Here is an 18,213-nt window from a genome sequence, read left to right on the forward strand (position 1 = left end):
GAGCAAGTTTTTTACTGACTTTTTCGTGCAGAAATTGCAAGGTATTCATTATTTATTTCCCATAAAATCACCTTGAAGGGAGGGAGTAGGATGGATTGGTTGGTCAGGATGAATAGTGCCATGGAATATATCGAAACAAATTTAGCGGACACTATTTCATATGAGGAAATAGCACATAGAGCCTGTTGCTCTACCTATCATTTTCAAAGAATGTTTCCATTTATTACTGGCGTAACGTTATCGGAATACATTCGACGTCGACGGTTGACATTGGCGGCATTCCGAACTGCAGACAACAGGCTCAAAGGTTATTGATGTAGCTATGAAATATGGATATGATTCGCCGGAGGCGTTTGCACGCGCCTTTAAGAATCTTCATGGTATTATGCCTATATCCGCGCGTGATACAGGCGTTTCTCTAAAAGCCTATCCTCGAATGTCCTTTCATATTTCAATAAAAGGGGATGTCGAAATGAATTACCGTATTGAGCAAAGAGATTCTTTTGAGATGTTTGGAGTATATGGAATTATAAATGCAGACCAGAAAACAGCGTTCTCTGAAGTTCCTCTATTCCGTATAAAATGTGATGATGATGGCAGCGTTGATATGATGAACGACTTACTGGGACGTTTTGGTGACACCATGTTACACGCCGCCCTTTATGATCACACTAAAGAATCTTTCAAATACATGATCTGTTATCATGTACCTAAGGGGCTTGAGATTCCGGAGAGATTCACAAAACTTGCTATCCCAACATTAACGTGGGCGGTATTCCCGGAGCCGCAGTGTGATATGCAAAAACTATGGGAACGAATCTATTCTGAGTGGTTTCCGACATCTGAATACGAACAGGTTGAGGGCCCTACTTTCGAAATGTATTATGGAATGGCACGGCATGGGAATGGTTCAGGAGAAATCTGGATACCGGTGAAGAAAAAATAACCCTCTTATGAGAGCGAATTGCAGGCGTTAACGAAGATGTAAACTGAACAAATCTAGATTAATAAAGGTCATCCCCACAAAGGATGGCCCTATAACTTGCCGTTGCAAATAGCGCGGAGAACCTTAACACAAATAGTATGGATATTAAAATTCGAGAAATTATATCAGATGATTATGCTGAAGTTGTTCTTTTATGGAATGATGTACTTGAAATTCGTAATGTTAATGATGCAAACTTCCTAGTGACTATGGAAGAGATGAATAAGGCCGGGAATTACAAAACATTTGTCGCATTGATAGAAAATAATGTGGTCGGTTTTGTAACTATTGTACAGTCATTATCTGTAGGAGTTCCAATTGGTTATCTACATATTCAGGCGCTTGCTGTTAAAAGGGAGTTGCAAAATAGAGGGATAGGTACAAAACTACTAAGACAGACTGAAAATTATGCTAAAGAACGGGGAATATCAAGTATTATTTTATGCAGCGGAATGAAGCGAACCGACGCCCATGCTTTTTATGAGCATAACGGCTATGACAAAGATTCATATTGCTTTGATAAGGTGATCGACCTAACCCATTAATTGTACTAAAAAGACCCAACTCACTCTGTAAACACAAGAGTGGAAGTTGGGCTTTTTCGGTAATGCATTGGACATATCCATTATGTAACATATTCAACCGAAGTCATTGATGGATCATATTTCTGCGGTACTGGTAGGGCGTAACTCCATATTCCACTTTGAACAACTGGATAAAATATTGATTTTTTCGGTAACCAACCATCTGGGCTATATCGGCTACACGGAGTTCCGAATCTTGAAGCAGTTGAGAAGCCTTCTCCAACCTCTTCCTGGAGATGTAGTTTGACACATTTTCGCCCGTTTCTTGTTTAAACAGTTTGGAGAAGTAAACGGGATGGAGATGTGCAACTTTCCCCAGTTCGTCCAGGCTAAGGCCATGTGACAGATGGTCTTCGATATACGTTTGTACTTTGTCAACGATGGTTTGAATGGACATCTGTTTGTTGTTTCTGATCCGACTGACCCGATCCATGAGAGTTGAGGATAGTTCATCAGGATACCGTAACTGGTTGAATATCCACTCCACGGTTTCAGAGGGATCGCGATCCTTATCCGTTAGATATACATATAGAATGGTCTCCATGAGAAAGATTATTTTTTGTTTATGGAGATGGAAGTGATCATATTTTTTAATGATATTTCCCGCGGACTCCCAATCACCGCATGACGGAGAATGGTTGAATATGCCATTGAAGTCGTCTGAGTATACGTCCTCATTAAGAAAGAACCTGTAGAACATCTGTCGGGTCAAATTTCGATCAGTCAACAAAAATGGAGGAGACGCGACCGATTGCTCCAGTTTGATGGTCAGTTCTGCAGCAGCTTCTTCCGGAACCAGACCGAACAGTCCCGTTCCCGCAGCCCACACGAGACGATCCAATTTGTCTCCGACAGCATGTTTTATAGCATCCTCATGTTCCTGTGTGAAACCCTCCAGCTTGAAGCAGCACATACGACGATGACCTAAAAATTCAGTATACGCATCATATTGCTTCCTTAATGTCTCATTGTGAACAAGCAAGGAAAGCAGATACTCCAATCCATCGAAGTTCTCCCATGCAACAGATTGAGCGGGCTTAGTCTTTGTAATATTGTTGATGGCTTTGGACATGGCTTTCTCCACATCATCTTTGTCGACAGGTTTGAGCAAGTAGTCCAGCGCACCTAAACGGATTCCTTGTTGCGCATATTCGAACTCGGAGTAGCCAGAAAGGATGATCACTTTGGTTGGCAAGTTATGTTGGTGGATATGTTGAAGCAGATCAATACCGGAAACCTCAGGCATTCGTATGTCAGTGATCAGAATATCGATGTGGTTTTGAGTCAACATCTCTCGGGCTTCAATCGAATTGGTCATCGTCTCGATCTGATCAATGCCAAAGGTGTTCCAATCGAGCAAGTGCTTCATATACTCAACGACATAATGTCCGTCATCCACAATTAATAATCGCATTAGTTATCTCCTTTCACCACGGGAATGCTGATGAGCAGCAGAACGGACAAGCCGCCCCAATCATTAGTAGTAAAATGTAACCCGCTATGTTCGCCGTACGTATTTTTCAGACGTTGATTTACATTCCAGAGCCCTACGCCTTTAATTCCTTCAGGCGGGGTATCACTCTCAAGCCGGGCCTCCAGGCTACGGATATCATCCAGTGAAAGACCTTTGCCATCATCGGAGACCTTGATCGTTATCGCAACCTCCGTCTGTTTTACTTCAATCGTCACCCGATGGGCACCTTGTTGTCCTTCAATGCCATGTTGAATCGCATTTTCAACCACTGGCTGGATGATCAGCGGCATGAGGGGCAGGGAGGACAGTTCTGGCGGCAAATCAATGCTGTACTCCATTTTTTTGCTAAGAGCCATAATGATCAAGAAATGTTCCGCAAACTGAAGCTCGCTTTCCAGCGTGACTTCATGCCGGTCCAACTTGGTTAAATAACGATAATATTCAGCTAGATGTTTGCTCATGCGCATGACAGAATCAGGTGAGAATTGAGCCACCGACATGATGAAAAACAAACTGTTGTACAAAAAATGGGGATTGATCTGAGCCTGGAGTTGTTGAAGTTCCGCACTTCGTCTTAGTTCCGTTTCAGTCTTCAAGGATACGAACAGATCCTGGATCTCGGTAACCATATGATTAAAACTTCTGAACAGGCTGTAAAACTCTCTATCCGTATTTTCGGTAATACGAGTATTATGATTGCCTTGTTCGACCTGTGAAAACTTCCGCTCCAACAAACGAATATTACGGTAGTAGTTCCGATAAAACGTAAAGATCACAACCAGACCAAGCGTGAAAACGGCTAAAATGCTAGCAAAAAAAACTTTACGGTTGCGGTCAATCGGTTGCAGAAAATCATTCGTCTGTGTATATGTAATCAGGTAGGCGTCGATTGATTCAATATATCGGGAAAGAACATAATAGTCGTCCGACTTGGTGTGATAATCATATTTCAAAGTGATCTCCGGCTGTGGAGAAATCATTTCAGTAACCGCTTTCAATAGATCGTTGTCGACTTCTTTCTCACTCCATAACTGATGGGAATTAAACCAAAAAAAAGCGTTTGAGCTGTCGTTGTTCACAGCCTTTTTCAGCAGATTTTTCAAATAATCGGTATTCAGCTTTACACCAACGACGTACTGAGTCGGTTCATTTTGTCCGGATTTTTGGATGTAAGGGTAGAGGGCAAAGTAATACAAGCTATTGCCGACGATCTGCCATCCCCGTTGATGAACATCCTTGAACGGAAGTCTCGCCTCCGGCGTACTGTTGGTGGACAGAAACGTTTCTTCAGACTTCCAGTAAATGCCGATCGATTCAATCGATCGACTGGATAGGAGCGTTTGCCGCAAGCGATCAACAATATCGTTTTTCTTCATTTGGGAATCGTAATTGCTCAGTTCGATAACATGCCTCTGATAAAATCGGACATCACTGTCAGCTGCATATTGAACTCCGTACATGTTAGCCTCGTATATAATCCCGTCCAGAATGCCTTTCACATAATCAAGCTGGTTTTTGGAAGCGCCAATCAGATTTTCTTCAAGTGTCTTGGAGCTTAATCGGTTCATCACGAAAAACAAACTTAACGTCAGCAGCAGAAAAAAAACAAAGAAATAGATGAATCGCTTCATATACATTTTTCTGATCATATGTGTTTCCTTTCATATCGCCAAACGCAGAAGTGTAAAATCCAGATCGGATTAACTTTAATATAAGCCAAACCTTCGAAAAGCGGAAGAGCAGCAAGAGTGATAAATGAAAGCGGTTTTAAAGTGCTTCAGGGTGGGGTGATGATCTTGAAATTTTGGCATTTTGGAGTGAGAGCGCTTTTGTTAAGCTTATCTTCAAGGATCGCTTTCAAAAAGCCATCATAGAGGAGGTATGCAACATTAACGAGATTGTACCCGCCAGATCTGCGAAAAAAACAAAAACAAAGCTATCCCAGCGGACTTCATTCAAAAAGGAAATTAAGAAAAGCTGGCCTTTGTACGTACTGTGTATTCCCGCATTTGTGTTTGTCTGCATCTTTTCTTATGGCCCGATGGTAGGTTTGCTCATGGCATTTCAGGACTACAAACCATGGCTGGGCATCACAGGTTCACGGTGGATCGGGTTAGATAATTTCGAACGAATTTTCCAGTACAAAGAAGCCACACAAGCGATCGTTAATACGTTAATTATCGCCGTTTCTAAAATTATCGTTGGTATTATCGTTCCGATCGTCATGGCTATTCTACTGAGCGAGATCCGAAATATGGGCATTAAGAAAAGTGTACAGACACTGGTGTATCTGCCGCATTTCTTGTCCTGGGTTACTGTGGCAGGGTTGATGATTGACATTCTGGGATTAGACGGAGGAATCAATCACATCTTGACACGTATTTTCGGGAACGATCCCATTTACTTCTTGGGTGATCCTGATCTGTTTCGATTTACGGTTGTGATCAGCGATGTGTGGAAGAGCTTTGGCTTTGGCATGATTGTTTATCTGGCGACCATTGCGGGAATTAATCCATCTTATTACGAAGCGGCCGAGATCGATGGTGCCACACGCCGGCAGCAAATTCGATACGTAACTTTGCCTAGCATGTTGCCCATGATTATCGTCATTTCTACGCTGAGTCTGGGCAATATTCTGGACGCGGGCTTTGATCAGGTTTTCAATCTGTACAATCCACTTGTCTACAGTACGGGAGATATCATTGACACCTATGTCTACCGTTCATCCTTGTTAAACGGGCAATACGGCTTCGGGACCGCTGTAGGACTGTTCAAATCGGGAATTAGCTTGATCTTGATCGTTGTCTCTTACAGGCTGGCCTATAAGTATGCCAATTACAAAATATTCTAACAAGGAGGGAGAGGGATTATGTACCATAAAACGACAGGTTATAGAGTATTCTCCTATTTTAATTACGTGTTTATGATACTGGCGGGGCTGGCGTGTTTCCTACCACTGCTTCATCTATTGGCGCAATCGCTCAGCAGCAAAGCGGCCATTAGCGGTAATATGGTTTCATTTTGGCCGGTGGGGTTCAATGTGGACGCCTATGTAAAAACGTTCAACAATTCTAATTTCAACGGTGCCATGCTAACATCCATCACTCGAACCGTATTGGGTACAACCATCAGCATGTTTATTCTTACCTGTGCAGGATATGCCCTGTCCAAGGAATTCCGGGGACGCAATGTGCTCATGTGGTTTTTTATCTTTACCATGCTCTTCTCGGGGGGATTGATACCTTCTTACATATTGATCACAGCCCTTGGATTAAAGGATACCATCTGGGCGCTTGTGTTACCGGGCGCTTTTGGTGCTTATAATTTGATTCTTCTCGTCAATTTTTTCAAAACGATTCCCAAAGCCCTGGAAGAAGCAGCTTTCATTGACGGAGCGTCCTTCTTCGTAATTCTCAGCAAAATATATTTACCATTATCTCTGCCTGGCATCGCGACCGTATCCTTGTTCATTATGGTAGGGCACTGGAACTCCTGGTTTGACGGGATTTTGTACATGTCGGATGCAAGTAAGTACCCGTTGGCTTCGTTTTTACAGACGGTCGTCGTGCAGAGCAATATGCAGAATATGGCGATGAGCCAGTCTGAGGTTGCCGCAATGTCTGAACAGAGCATCAAGGCAGCCCAAATTTTTGTAAGCACGCTACCGATCATTTTGGTCTATCCTTTTTTACAACGATATTTCGTGAAGGGAATTGTACTAGGAGCCGTCAAAGAATAGTTAGGATGACGAAAAATTGGATCGCTATATATGTTCAACTAAAATTTACACGATAACGGAGAGGACAGAAGAGACCTGAAGAAGCGGAGCGTTCGCCTTTATTACCAGAATTTCACCTTTGTAAAAGTGAATCAAAAATTCTGGGAATAACAGCGATCGGAAGGTTGTTCTGTCATCGGAGTGCCAGTGTAAATATGCAATTAGTTGAACTTATATAGAAAACAAATTGAGTATGAGTGAAGGGGGCATGTTTCCATGAAGAAAAGAACTGATTTATGGAAAATGGTAAGTATGGTTATGCTGTCGGCTGTTCTTATGGCTGGCTGTAGCAAAGGGGAGAGTGCTTCCGAGACCGCACCGGCATCGGTGCTTAAAGACGGAAAATATGATCCACCGTTTACAATCACCATCGCCAAACAACAGGATGAAAATGCTGGAAAGTACATCAACGGTGAGACGTTGAATGACAATGTATTGACTCGCTGGGGCGAACAAAATCTGGGTATCAAAATCCAAACCACCCTGCTGGGAGGTGATGCTTCACAATATAATACCAAGCTGCGGCTGGCGTTGACGGGTTCCGAGAAACTACCAGACGTTCTGCCTGTCTATGATACCATGCTGGTCAATGATCTGATCGAGTCGGGGCAGGTCAAGGAGATTACAGAAGACATCTCAACCTACATGCCTGACCGGATAAAAGAAATATACAAACAATACCCAACCACCTTCAATCCAGTGGTTAGGGAGGGTAAGGTCTACGGGATGGCGATTGCGCCGAATCTGACGGAAGGCGAAGTCATGTTGATCCGCCAGGACTGGTTGGACAGGTTGAATTTGAAAGCGCCAACAACGATTGATGAGTTTGAACAAGTCATCGCGGCGTTCACCAATGAGGACCCAGATGGGAACGGCAAGAAAGACACATACGGCTTTACTTTTTCAGGTAAAGATTCCTACAATACGGGCTGGGTCAGCGATCCGGTCATGATTTTCAGCGCATACACGGGCAAACATCTTCCAAGGCAATGGCATAACGACAATGGCAAACTCACCTATGGATCTGTGGCTCCTGGCAACAAAGAGGCACTTGCCAAGTTACGCGATTGGTATGTAAAAGGGTACTTGAACAAAGAATTGGCCACCCAAGGGGCCTGGGATGCTCTGTCCGATTTTACGGAGGGGAAAGCTGGTATCATCATTGGTCGTCCTTGGCTTTACGACAGTGTGAAGGACGTGGAGAAAAATGTGGAGGGTGCAAAAATTAGTGCTTATCCGACCATTCAAGGCGTGAACGGTGATAAGACCTATCAATCCGCCCAGTTGAACGATGGTGTGTTCATGTTTAACAAGGATTTTCAGAACATGGAAGCCTTCTTCTTGTACTACGATAAAATGTACGATGCGGCGTTCAGCACCGGGGATTTCAAGTACGGGTACGCTCAAGGATACGATTACGATATCGTTAACGATGAAGTCACTTTTGATCCAACGAAATTCAATGCACCATTAGAGGCTGTACAAGGCGTTGGAAAAATGGCATTTACCAAAAATACACCGAGTGTTGATGGTCCCGGCCAATCCTACTACGATCTGGCGAATGGAGTTAAAGCCGACACGGGTGTCCTCATTCAGAGCGCCTCGAAGGATCAAACAACACAGGATGGATATCGGATTTCGTATGAAAACAGAGATGTTTTACTGCCAAATGAGTTTAACGGTCCGCCAACGCCAACGATGCAAAATGTGTGGGAACAGTTGACCACCATGGAACAGGAGACGTTCACCAAAATCATATATGGCAATGAGCCACTTGAAGCATTTGATACCTTTGTGAAACAGTGGCATGAAAAAGGCGGAGACACCGTGATCGAAGAAGTTAACGAATGGTACAACCAAGCCAGCGAGACGGATGTAATGACACTGATGAATTTGAAATAAAGTCAAGTTTCACCTGGATCAGCCTTCCTACAACAGGAAGGTTGGTCTTCTAAAAAAGGAGATGATGAGACATGATCAAAGGTAAATCGTGGATGGCTATCGTCATTGCATTGATGTTGTTAACAGTGCATTTCACGTCCTCAGCTCAAACCGTTCACGCTGCTGCTGGTGAAGAGACCAAGATCGCCGCAACACTGTTTGTCCTGAAGAATGAATCCGAAGTATCCAATGCCAAAATTCATTGGGCACCTGTCCAGGGAGCGACTGCATACGAGTTATACAGATCAGAGAACAATGCGCCTTATACGTTATTACAGACCTTAACAGGTACAACGACGGATGATTATGAACTCAATATAGGTAACACATACAAGTATCAAGTGAAGGCATATGGCGGAACTTCCTTGTTAACCTCTGCTGTCTCGCCAGAATATACCCCTTACAGCCTTCCAGAGGACCTCACAACTTTTGATAACACAACGCAATCAACGCTTATGCTCCCGAATGAACTTAAAGTTGGAGACACCTACTACAGATTTAATTTCGTGCAAAAGTCATCAGGCGGTTTTGGCGAAATGATTCAACAGACATCAACGGATGACATCACATACGGTAACGACAAAGTGGTCCTGTCCTACACGGATCATCCCGATCTGGCGAATTCAAAATTTGAGGGGATCAATATCCTCTACCATGCGCCAACGAACAAGTTTGTTTTTTGGGCTCACTATGAAAACAGTACAGACTACACGCTTGCCAGAGTATCGGTGGCTTCAGCCACGCCTGGAGAAGACTTTACATTTCACAAAAGCTTTCGGCCGGAAGGGAACCAATCCCGGGATATCTCCATTTTCAAAGATGATGATGATTCGGCGTATCTAATCTCTACGGCCAATAATAATTCGGACACCATCTTATATAAGTTAACCTCCGATTGGTTGGATGTGGATCATCAAGTTTCTGTTATTTATCAAAATCAACACAGGGAACTGCCCAAGATGATCAAAAAAGATGGTATTTATTATTTGTTCTCTTCCCAAGCGGCAGGTTGGTATCCGAGTATACCCCTGTATTCATCAGCAACAAACATAGACGGAGATTGGTCTGAATTACGGACGATTGGTAACACGTCAACCTTCTCGGCGCAGTCGGGTTCCGTCATGCGGGTGAAGCCAGATACGGGTAACAACGTGGTCATGGTTGCGTATCGCTGGATGTTCGGCTGGGCAGGTACGCAAAATGGAACAACAGAGGAACGACTGCTTCCCGTTTGGTTCTCTGATGGTTACGCATTTTATGATTATTTTGATCAAGTCCTGTACAACACAAGCGATGATGTTGTCGTTCCCGTTCAGAATGGAAAACTACTGTCACAAGGCAAACCGGCAACAGCCCAAACGGCTACTGGAACAAACCCGGCAAGTTATGCTAATGATGGTAACTATCAAACCGAATGGGTAGGCACAGGCAGTTCCTGGCCACATTGGTGGAAGGTCGACCTCGGCTCCGTTCAACAGTTGAATAATGTGCAAATCTCCTGGTGGATGCAAAAAGGCTCCGAAGGTTATTACAAATACAAAATCGAGACCAGTACGGATAATGTAAACTGGACCGTGGCATTGGATCGAACCAATAATACATCTTACGGTTTCACATCAGATACGCTATCGAGCACTGCTGCCAGGTATGTACGAATTAATATGCAAAATGCGGCACTTCATAACAACCCCAACAATTGGTACACGCCAAGACTTTGGGAAGTGAAGGTATTTGGATCGGAGACCAATTAACGATGTTCTTAAAAGAAGAGAGGTAACGGTGTGAATAATCAATTAACCAATGGTGGCATCTGGAATGATTCAAGCGGTAATCCAATCCATGCTCATGGTGGACATATGTTATTCCATGATGACTATTATTACTGGTATGGCGAAGATCGGAGAGACGATATATATGTGAGTTGTTACCGTTCCAAAGATCTATTCAACTGGGAGTTTCGAAACCATATCTTGACCACCTCTACACCAGCTGCACCCATTCGAGTTCGGACAAATCTGGCATTAGTGAACGATAAAGGTGGAAAAGTAAATCTCGAACGGCCTAAAGTGCTTTTCAACGCGGTGACCAAAAAGTTTGTACTCTGGGCTCACTATGAGAATGGTAACCATTACAACGATGCCGCATGCGCCATTGCCACATCGGATTCTCCGGATAGTCATTTCGTGTATCATGGCAGCTTTAATCCGTACGGGTATATGTCGCGTGACTGCACGCTCTTTCAGGACGAAGACGGGGCAGCGTATTTTATTTCAGCTGCCAGAGACAATGCAGACCTGCACATCTATCGTCTGCAGGAAGATTACCTTAATGTCGAAAGTCTTGTCGGAAAGCTGTGGCAGGGGGAATATCGGGAGGCGCCAGCTGTCTTCAAACGGAAAGGGAAGTATTATATGGTGACCTCATTTTGCACGGGTTGGGCTCCAAATCAAGGGAAATACGCGATGGCTAATACGATGGATGGACCATGGGGGATGCTCAGCGATTTTGGCGATGAAACGACGTACCAAACGCAACCAGCGTTTGTGCTGAAACGATCAGAGGAGGAGTACCTGTACTTTTCGGATCGCTGGAACGGATCGGATTATTTTCAATCTAGCTATGTGGTACTGCCCATTGAATTCAATGGGGACATTCCGATTCTGAATGATTATTCCACGTTATCTTTGCGAGAAGACGCACATCTGATTCATTTTGAACGATAATTTGAACGATAAAACGACTGATGAGAAAAGACTTTGTTCCTACAGCGAATGTAGGTTCAAAGTCTTTTTGAATGAATTTTATAATTTCAAATCCAACGAATAACGATCGCGAAGTACTGAACAATGGTGGAGCTCATGTCCAGCCATAACAAATGCAATCGATCGAGCTGAAGCAGGATTATCACTGACAATCCCTCTACAGAGCCATGCTTCCGGGGTGAGGCGACGAAGCATAAGAATGGTTGAGCGGCGTATGACGGCATATTCTTCGCTCAAATCTGCCAGGGTATACGCATTGAAAGGGTGGGTCTGCATAAGCACGTCCTGATCGTAGCCGGGATGATTCGCTTGCTCACCTCTGGCTATGCGAAGCAATCGGCTGCTCATGATGCGTTCGTTATCCAAAAGGTGACCGATGACCTCTTTCACGCTCCATTTGCCTTCGGCGTAGCGATAATTTGCTTGCTCCTCTGTCAATGAAGAGAGCAAAGTTGGTATGATATTGGCTTGCAGCTCTAAGCGTTCGATGATGTTCCCTTCAGGAACAAGCTGGATGTACCCTTCATAATAAGCTGCATATTCCTCTGTAGTTGGTCTTTCAACCATGGTAATGCCTCCTTTGGAATTCGTAAATCTGGAATATATTGTAGCATAAATCTTACTTCCAGCATTAAAATTGGCCCTTCCGCTTGATAGGTGGAAGGGCCGTTTTATGTGATTTGAACAGTTTATAGCGTTTGGGTGTACCACTTCTAATCCGTACGTCGTATCCTTTTATTTTGGACAAACTTCTCCAAAACCGCAAAATCTTCCGTCACTTTTTTGAACGGCAACGTGTCCAGCACCTGTTCCCGATAACTCTTTTTACCCGCTGTGCTGAGACGGGAGTCAAGTATGCTGAGTATGCCAAGGTCCGTTTCACTACGAATCAAGCGTCCCGTTCCTTGCCGTAACCGCAGAAGCATGTCCGGTACAAACACCTTCATGAACGGATTCTCTGATACAGATGCCTTATATTCATAAACAGGATCTGAAGGAACAGGGAAGGGCAGCCGGAAAATAATGACCTGTGACAGGTCAGACCCCTCGATATTCACACCTTCCCAGAATACACCAGTACCCAGGAGTACACCTTTACTTTTCCTGAAATCGGCGATGACACTGTCCTGGGAAGATCCTTCTTTTTGAACATGGACTGCCCATGTGTATTCATTAGCCTTTGAGATCAACTTTTTGTGAATGTACTTCATGTCCTCTTTTGCTGAAAAAAGGACGATTGTTCTTCCTTGAGTTAGATTACAGAGTTGAACCAATTCCTTATAAGCTGCTTCAAGATAGATTTCCCGCTGGTCATGTTGGTAATAGGGAACTTTGTTCGAAATATACATCATGGCATGGTTGGTGTAGTCAAAAGGGGAGGGTTGGCGCTCTAGGAAATCTCCCTTATAACCGAGGGAGTCCGTCATATAAGAATATTGTTCCTCCAGCGTATCCCCGCCTTGGCACAGCGTTGCTGATGTTAGGATTACAGGTACCTTGCCATTAAATAAAGCGTATTTCAGAAATTGGCTTATATCTTTGGGACAGATGCTGATTGTGGTTACTCTAAGGGGACTGCTTGCCCATAAAAGATAGTTGTCCTCAAATTCAGATAAGACACTAATAAGGGTAATTAGCCCGTTGATGGCTTCAAAAGCGTCATCGATCTCCCGCTCGTGGCGTGAGGTCAAAATGGAAAGGCGCAGACTGAGATCTTTTAAATCGTTTAAGACTTGGTTTAACGGTATTCCTTTGATTTCCGACACTTTGATTCGGTCGTTATCCTGCTTGGCATGGTGGAGCAGATCCGCGTTTACCTGTTTGAAGATGCGCTCAGCGCAGTTTTTGATGAACTTGGATTGTGAGAAGAGACTTTTATCCCCGGACTGCTTCGTGAGAAGCTGCACCGTGGTATCCAGAATGCGGCAGATTCTCCGATAAGTGAACTCAAGTGTTCTGGCATCCCGAACTTTTGTTTCCAGATTATGCGCTTCATCAATGACGATCAGAGCAGGCTGTTCCGAGATGATGCTTTTAGTTCCTTCTTTTTTCTTCATCAAATCCCGTATGAGCAAGTCCTGGTTTACGATAATAAAATCAATCTCGTGAGCTTTTGCATTTAATTTCGCTCTCATATCGTAAAACAAACATGCAGTTTTATGATGACAACGTTCAAATTTGCAATCATTCACGGAAACGTGGGACCATTCGGCATCACTAACACCAGCTTTAATATCGGCTCTTTCATCAATTTCATAATCTAATATGCGCTGCGCAAGGGTAGACACGGAGGAGTTAGCATCATCAAGACTGATCCATTCAGTTGCTCTACTTCGGCAGGCATACTGCCCCATGCCTTTTCCCACCACGGAGCGAACCGTTGAGAATCCCAACCGGCTACCAATAATCCTTAAATCTTTATGTATCTGTTCCGAGAGCTGAATGGAGGATGTCGCTATAATGACTGGTTTCTGAGACATTTGATTCGTGAGCAGACTTGGGATCAGGTACGCAAAAGACTTACCGATTCCGACACCAGCTTCAATCATGGCGTTATGCCCATGGATATAAGCATCGGCGATATCGAGAGACATTTCTTGTTGTCCGATTCGTTCTCTAAGGCCGATTCGGGGGAACCGGTCATAAATTCGGAAGATGGCGTTCACCAAAGAACGTTCGATTTCCTTGTCTGGTTCTTGCTTATTTATTTTATAAAGTTCATTTAACCAATTCATAACGATCGCCCCTCTTCCGAATGATGATCTTCTTGTACTACATTTTGGAGACGATTTACCTCACAATGCAGTTGTAACGGCATTTTTTAATCTGGATACGCCTTCCTGTAATTGTTCATCTGACAAATGTGCAAAAGATAAATAGATACCATACTTCATACCAACAGCCGTTGAACTGCTGACTTCTGAGTATACCACACCTTGTGACCGAGCTGATTCCCGAAAGGCCTCATAAGTGGACACATTACCTCGCCACCAGCCAAACACGTGGAGACCCGCTTCATTCTCCACCCAATCAAACCATGTAGAGAGGTGTTTGTTCAAAAGTTTGAGTAACAGATGGAATTTACGACTGTATAATCGATTCATTCTGCGCAGATGACGCTCATATTGACCGCTTGTCATGAATGCAGCTAATGCCCGTTGTTCGATCAGGTTGACGGGTCTTGGCTCGTATAATGCCTGTGCCTTTCTAAAGGTGTCAGCCAACGTAGGGGGAAGAACCACATAACCAAGTCGTACTTCTAAAGGCAAGGTTTTGGTAAAGCTACCCAGGTAGATTACACGTCCTGCTTTATCAAGTGTTTTCAGTGGTTCAACATGCATTCCGCGATATCGGAATTCACTATCATAATCATCCTCAACAATCATGGCATCATTTCGCTGTGCCCAGTCTAGCAAGGTTTGTCTGCGTTCCAGACTGAGCATTTCACCAGTAGGAAATTGTCGTGACGGCGTGACAAACAACATACGTGCTTCCCAGTCCTGGGGCACAACGCCCTGACCATCGAGATTAGCTTCAATCAACTTAGCACCCGCAGCCAATATGGCTTTAGAAATCCCGACATAACAAGGACTCTCTGTCACTACATAATCCCCAGGATCTGCAAGTAATTGAGTGAGTAGAGCTATAGCTTGCATGGAGCCTGCAGTTACTGCAATATGATCCGGATCAACTTGAATGCCCCGCATCCTCCGCAGATAGGCAGCAATGGCTTCTCTCAATTTTGGATCCCCGGTTGAACTAACCATAGCAGAGGTTGTTATCAGGTGATGCTCACGCTGCCTTATCTCTGCATACAATCGATTATTCCATTCATCGTAAGGAAACTTGGAGAAATCAGGTTGATATTTGCTAAAGTCGATCACTTCGTCGCTATTCATTCTGGAATCATGTGTATGAGCATTGGCTGGTGTATTTCTTTGAGTCGTCTGCTGTTCAAACTGCTGAATACGATTTCCCCAGGCGGATAAGTGATGCGTACAAGCTTTCTCGGTGGACGCATTATTGTTCAAATCCAACTGGTAAGCTACAAAGGTTCCTCTTCCATGCTCTGAATGAATGTAACCTTGAGCAGTCAACGTATCATAGACCTGATTCACGGTCCCTCTGGAAATGTGATACGTCGCGGCTAACTCTCGAGTAGAGGGTAACTTCTCGCCATGTATAAGATTACCTTCATGAATTGCATCACGAATGGCATGATAGAGAGCCTTCATCTTCGTATATTTTCGATTCAAATATGAACTGTAAGCTACATGAAATTGCATAGGACCTCCAGATTTATAAATGAAGTGGTACAATAAAAACAAAAAATATTGGATCTTTTTATATGACCATTCTCATTCTATACTAAATCATAGATTAGAGCGATGCCTTTATTGAAAACCACCCAAAAGTTACTTAGGAGGATTACAATCATGCAAACAGGTACAGATCGTGTAAAAAGAGGAATGGCTGAGATGCAAAAAGGTGGCGTCATCATGGACGTTATGAATGCAGAGCAAGCTAAAATTGCTGAGGCGGCAGGGGCAACAGCTGTTATGGCTCTTGAACGGGTACCTTCCGATATTCGCGCTGCTGGCGGTGTAGCTCGTATGGCAGATCCAACCATCGTTGAAGAGGTTATGAAGGTTGTATCTATCCCAGTTATGGCCAAAGCACGTATCGGTCATTACATAGAAGCCAAAGTGCTTGAATCCCTAGGTGTGGACTATCTCGATGAAAGTGAAGTTCTTACGCCTGCAGACGAAGTGTTCCATATCGATAAACATGAGTTTACTATACCATTTGTATGTGGAGCCAAAGATTTGGGAGAAGCTCTTCGCCGTATTGGTGAGGGTGCATCGATGATTCGTACAAAAGGTGAGCCTGGAACGGGCAACATTGTTGAGGCAGTTCGTCATATGCGTCTAATTAACAGCCAGCTCCGCAAAGTGCAAAACATGTCCAAAGACGAGCTGTACGCTGAAGCCAAAAATCTGGGTGTAGCTTATGAGTTGCTGCGCGAAGTTCATGAAAATGGAAAACTTCCTGTCGTTAACTTTGCCGCAGGCGGTGTAGCTACTCCGGCGGACGCAGCATTAATGATGCACCTGGGAGCAGACGGTGTGTTTGTAGGATCAGGTATCTTCAAATCCGATAGCCCTGAGAAATTCGCTCGTGCAATCGTTGAAGCTACAACACATTACACAGATTACAAACTGATTGCCGAAGTATCCAAAAACTTGGGCGCCCCTATGAAAGGGATCGAAATTTCTAAATTGGCTCCAGAAGAGCGCATGTCCAACCGCGGTTGGTAAGAGCAGATAGAACAACTGGAGAATAAATAGTATCAAGCAAAGCCGATCAATGGATACAAATTGATCGGCTTTTTTGGTTATTCTTGACGAAAGTAAAAGCAAAGACGGAGAGGAGAATGTCCATTTTCTTATCAATTGAGAATGATTATAATTATCATTTACGAGATTCGACATTTGCTGTATACTGAAAATAACTATTTTACATAATGCATAAATAGAAAATTAAGGATTTAAAAGGGAGAGAATTAAATGTCTACACGCTTTAAAAAAGGAATGTTATTTTGTTTTATTGCTGCACTTGTTGTTGTACTTGCAGCCTGCTCCAATAGTAGTGATGGTAGCGATCAGGCAAACAATAACTCGCAGCAAGCAGCGAAAAATGTTGCAACAGATGAGAAGAAATCGGATGCAGACGCTTCAGGTGCTGCTCAAACAACGTATCCATTAACCGTTTCAAACTATACAACAGAGAACGGCACATGGGTGAAGAAGGATCAAACGTTTGACAAGGTACCTGAACGAGTAGTTGCCAATACCCAGGGTGCAGCCGAGCTGATGATTCGCCTTGGTTTGACAGACAAACTTGTAGGTGTAGCTGCGTTGTTTGGTAGTGTACCTGAAGATATTGCTGACGAGTTTAAACAAATTCCTGTGCTTGCTGAAGGCTATGTAGGTAAGGAAGTGACCATAGGGGCTACGCCTGACCTGGTTGTAGGGCGTGGTGGATTGTTTGAGGATGCGGATTGGGGTGTTGGTACAGTAAGCAGCTTGAATGATATGGGGATCAAAACATATGTACAAAGCACCAGTGTTCCTGATGCATCGTTAGATAGTCTGTATCAGGATATTACTGAATTAGGTGAGATATTCAACGTACAAGCCAATGCAGCGGCATATATTGAGACGCTTAAAGCACGCGAGAATGCCTTGTCGGCCCGAGCTAGCGCTGAGACGATCAATTATGCATCATTTTCGGATAATGGTGATGGAACCATTGGAATTTACAACGGAAATGGAGATACGTTTATTGAAAGTGCAATGTCATTAATCAATATGCATAATATGCTGATTAATGAAACTGGCACACTCAGTCTGGAGAAGTTAATCGAGATTAATCCAGATGCAATGATTATTTCGAGGTATGCAGGTGGTATTGATCCTGAGCAGACGATTGAAAAGCTGCTTGCCAACAAACAGGTACAAAACATTAACGCAGTTAAAAACAAAAAAATCTACATTATTGATTTCAACAACTTCTGGGGTTACGGGGATTCCATCTTCACAGGTGTTGAAGGACTCGCTGATGATCTCGGGTTGTAATGAAGCCAAGGACAAAAACATAGTACCATTAAAAGTCGCTATTTTAGCGGC

The 18,213-nt window shown here is 43.7% G+C and carries 14 protein-coding genes; 9 read left to right on the forward strand and 5 right to left on the reverse strand.

What is annotated here, in order from left to right; genetic code table 11:
* Positions 1-322 precede the first annotated feature (322 nt).
* Positions 323-946 (forward strand): effector binding domain-containing protein, encoded by a 624-nt coding sequence (locus tag MHH25_RS15475; RefSeq protein ID WP_340020415.1) that lies wholly within the window; start codon positions 323-325, stop codon positions 944-946.
* A gap of 137 nt (positions 947-1,083) precedes the next feature.
* Positions 1,084-1,530: a GNAT family N-acetyltransferase gene (locus tag MHH25_RS15480; RefSeq protein ID WP_340020416.1), complete on the forward strand. Its 447-nt coding sequence runs from the start codon at positions 1,084-1,086 to the stop codon at positions 1,528-1,530.
* A gap of 103 nt (positions 1,531-1,633) precedes the next feature.
* Here the strand turns inward: MHH25_RS15480 and MHH25_RS15485 are convergent, their stop codons facing one another.
* Positions 1,634-2,983 (reverse strand): response regulator, encoded by a 1,350-nt coding sequence (locus tag MHH25_RS15485; protein ID WP_076253112.1) that lies wholly within the window; start codon positions 2,981-2,983, stop codon positions 1,634-1,636.
* Complete coding sequence (locus MHH25_RS15490) at positions 2,983-4,692, reverse strand: histidine kinase (RefSeq protein WP_340020417.1); 1,710 nt, start codon at positions 4,690-4,692, stop codon at positions 2,983-2,985. Before MHH25_RS15490 ends, MHH25_RS15485 begins: the two co-directional genes overlap by 1 nt.
* A gap of 317 nt (positions 4,693-5,009) precedes the next feature.
* Between MHH25_RS15490 and MHH25_RS15495 the strand changes: the two genes are divergently transcribed.
* The 5 genes from MHH25_RS15495 to MHH25_RS15515 all read left to right on the forward strand — a co-directional run bounded on the left by MHH25_RS15495 (position 5,010) and on the right by MHH25_RS15515 (position 11,485).
* Positions 5,010-5,894, forward strand: coding sequence for an ABC transporter permease subunit (locus MHH25_RS15495; protein WP_036616097.1), 885 nt, complete (start codon positions 5,010-5,012; stop codon positions 5,892-5,894).
* A gap of 18 nt (positions 5,895-5,912) precedes the next feature.
* The gene (locus MHH25_RS15500; protein ID WP_315935497.1) at positions 5,913-6,782 is read left to right on the forward strand and encodes a carbohydrate ABC transporter permease; all 870 of its coding nucleotides are present in this window, start codon (positions 5,913-5,915) and stop codon (positions 6,780-6,782) included.
* A 255-nt stretch (positions 6,783-7,037) separates the two neighbouring features.
* Entirely contained in the window at positions 7,038-8,723 is a 1,686-nt protein-coding gene (locus MHH25_RS15505) for a hypothetical protein (protein ID WP_340020418.1), read from the forward strand.
* A gap of 71 nt (positions 8,724-8,794) precedes the next feature.
* Positions 8,795-10,513 (forward strand): discoidin domain-containing protein, encoded by a 1,719-nt coding sequence (locus MHH25_RS15510; RefSeq protein ID WP_340020419.1) that lies wholly within the window; start codon positions 8,795-8,797, stop codon positions 10,511-10,513.
* A 30-nt stretch (positions 10,514-10,543) separates the two neighbouring features.
* On the forward strand, positions 10,544-11,485 hold the full coding sequence (locus MHH25_RS15515; RefSeq protein ID WP_340020420.1) for a family 43 glycosylhydrolase: 942 nt from the start codon (positions 10,544-10,546) through the stop codon (positions 11,483-11,485).
* A 78-nt stretch (positions 11,486-11,563) separates the two neighbouring features.
* Here the strand turns inward: MHH25_RS15515 and MHH25_RS15520 are convergent, their stop codons facing one another.
* The 3 genes from MHH25_RS15520 to MHH25_RS15530 all read right to left on the reverse strand — a co-directional run bounded on the left by MHH25_RS15520 (position 11,564) and on the right by MHH25_RS15530 (position 15,810).
* Positions 11,564-12,091 carry a DinB family protein gene (locus tag MHH25_RS15520; RefSeq protein WP_340020421.1) on the reverse strand — a complete coding sequence of 176 codons (528 nt, stop codon included), beginning with the start codon at positions 12,089-12,091 and terminating at the stop codon, positions 11,564-11,566.
* A 146-nt stretch (positions 12,092-12,237) separates the two neighbouring features.
* Positions 12,238-14,259, reverse strand: a complete 2,022-nt coding sequence (locus tag MHH25_RS15525) for an ATP-dependent DNA helicase (RefSeq protein WP_340020422.1) — start codon at positions 14,257-14,259, stop codon at positions 12,238-12,240.
* 60 nt (positions 14,260-14,319) lie between these two features.
* Positions 14,320-15,810 carry a PLP-dependent aminotransferase family protein gene (locus tag MHH25_RS15530; protein WP_340020423.1) on the reverse strand — a complete coding sequence of 497 codons (1,491 nt, stop codon included), beginning with the start codon at positions 15,808-15,810 and terminating at the stop codon, positions 14,320-14,322.
* 147 nt (positions 15,811-15,957) lie between these two features.
* Here MHH25_RS15530 and pdxS point away from each other — a divergent pair, with 147 nt between their 5' ends.
* Together pdxS and MHH25_RS15540 are read left to right on the forward strand one after the other, a co-directional pair.
* Positions 15,958-16,842 carry a pyridoxal 5'-phosphate synthase lyase subunit PdxS gene (pdxS, locus tag MHH25_RS15535; RefSeq protein WP_340020512.1) on the forward strand — a complete coding sequence of 295 codons (885 nt, stop codon included), beginning with the start codon at positions 15,958-15,960 and terminating at the stop codon, positions 16,840-16,842.
* A gap of 249 nt (positions 16,843-17,091) precedes the next feature.
* On the forward strand, positions 17,092-18,162 hold the full coding sequence (locus tag MHH25_RS15540) for an ABC transporter substrate-binding protein (protein WP_340020424.1): 1,071 nt from the start codon (positions 17,092-17,094) through the stop codon (positions 18,160-18,162).
* Positions 18,163-18,213: the final 51 nt, after the last annotated feature.

The sequence above is a fragment of the Paenibacillus sp. FSL H3-0457 genome, from assembly GCF_037981725.1.
In the GTDB taxonomy this organism is placed as follows: domain Bacteria; phylum Bacillota; class Bacilli; order Paenibacillales; family Paenibacillaceae; genus Paenibacillus; species Paenibacillus amylolyticus.

Coding starts and splice junctions, on each gene's coding strand:
- MHH25_RS15475 (WP_340020415.1), top strand. CDS start 323: ATGAAATATGGATATGATTCGCCGGAGGCGTTTGCACGCGCCTTTAAG.
- MHH25_RS15480 (WP_340020416.1), top strand. CDS start 1,084: ATGGATATTAAAATTCGAGAAATTATATCAGATGATTATGCTGAAGTT.
- MHH25_RS15485 (WP_076253112.1), bottom strand. CDS start 2,983: ATGCGATTATTAATTGTGGATGACGGACATTATGTCGTTGAGTATATG.
- MHH25_RS15490 (WP_340020417.1), bottom strand. CDS start 4,692: ATGATCAGAAAAATGTATATGAAGCGATTCATCTATTTCTTTGTTTTT.
- MHH25_RS15500 (WP_315935497.1), top strand. CDS start 5,913: ATGTACCATAAAACGACAGGTTATAGAGTATTCTCCTATTTTAATTAC.
- MHH25_RS15505 (WP_340020418.1), top strand. CDS start 7,038: ATGAAGAAAAGAACTGATTTATGGAAAATGGTAAGTATGGTTATGCTG.
- MHH25_RS15510 (WP_340020419.1), top strand. CDS start 8,795: ATGATCAAAGGTAAATCGTGGATGGCTATCGTCATTGCATTGATGTTG.
- MHH25_RS15520 (WP_340020421.1), bottom strand. CDS start 12,091: ATGGTTGAAAGACCAACTACAGAGGAATATGCAGCTTATTATGAAGGG.
- MHH25_RS15525 (WP_340020422.1), bottom strand. CDS start 14,259: ATGAATTGGTTAAATGAACTTTATAAAATAAATAAGCAAGAACCAGAC.
- MHH25_RS15530 (WP_340020423.1), bottom strand. CDS start 15,810: ATGCAATTTCATGTAGCTTACAGTTCATATTTGAATCGAAAATATACG.
- MHH25_RS15540 (WP_340020424.1), top strand. CDS start 17,092: ATGTCTACACGCTTTAAAAAAGGAATGTTATTTTGTTTTATTGCTGCA.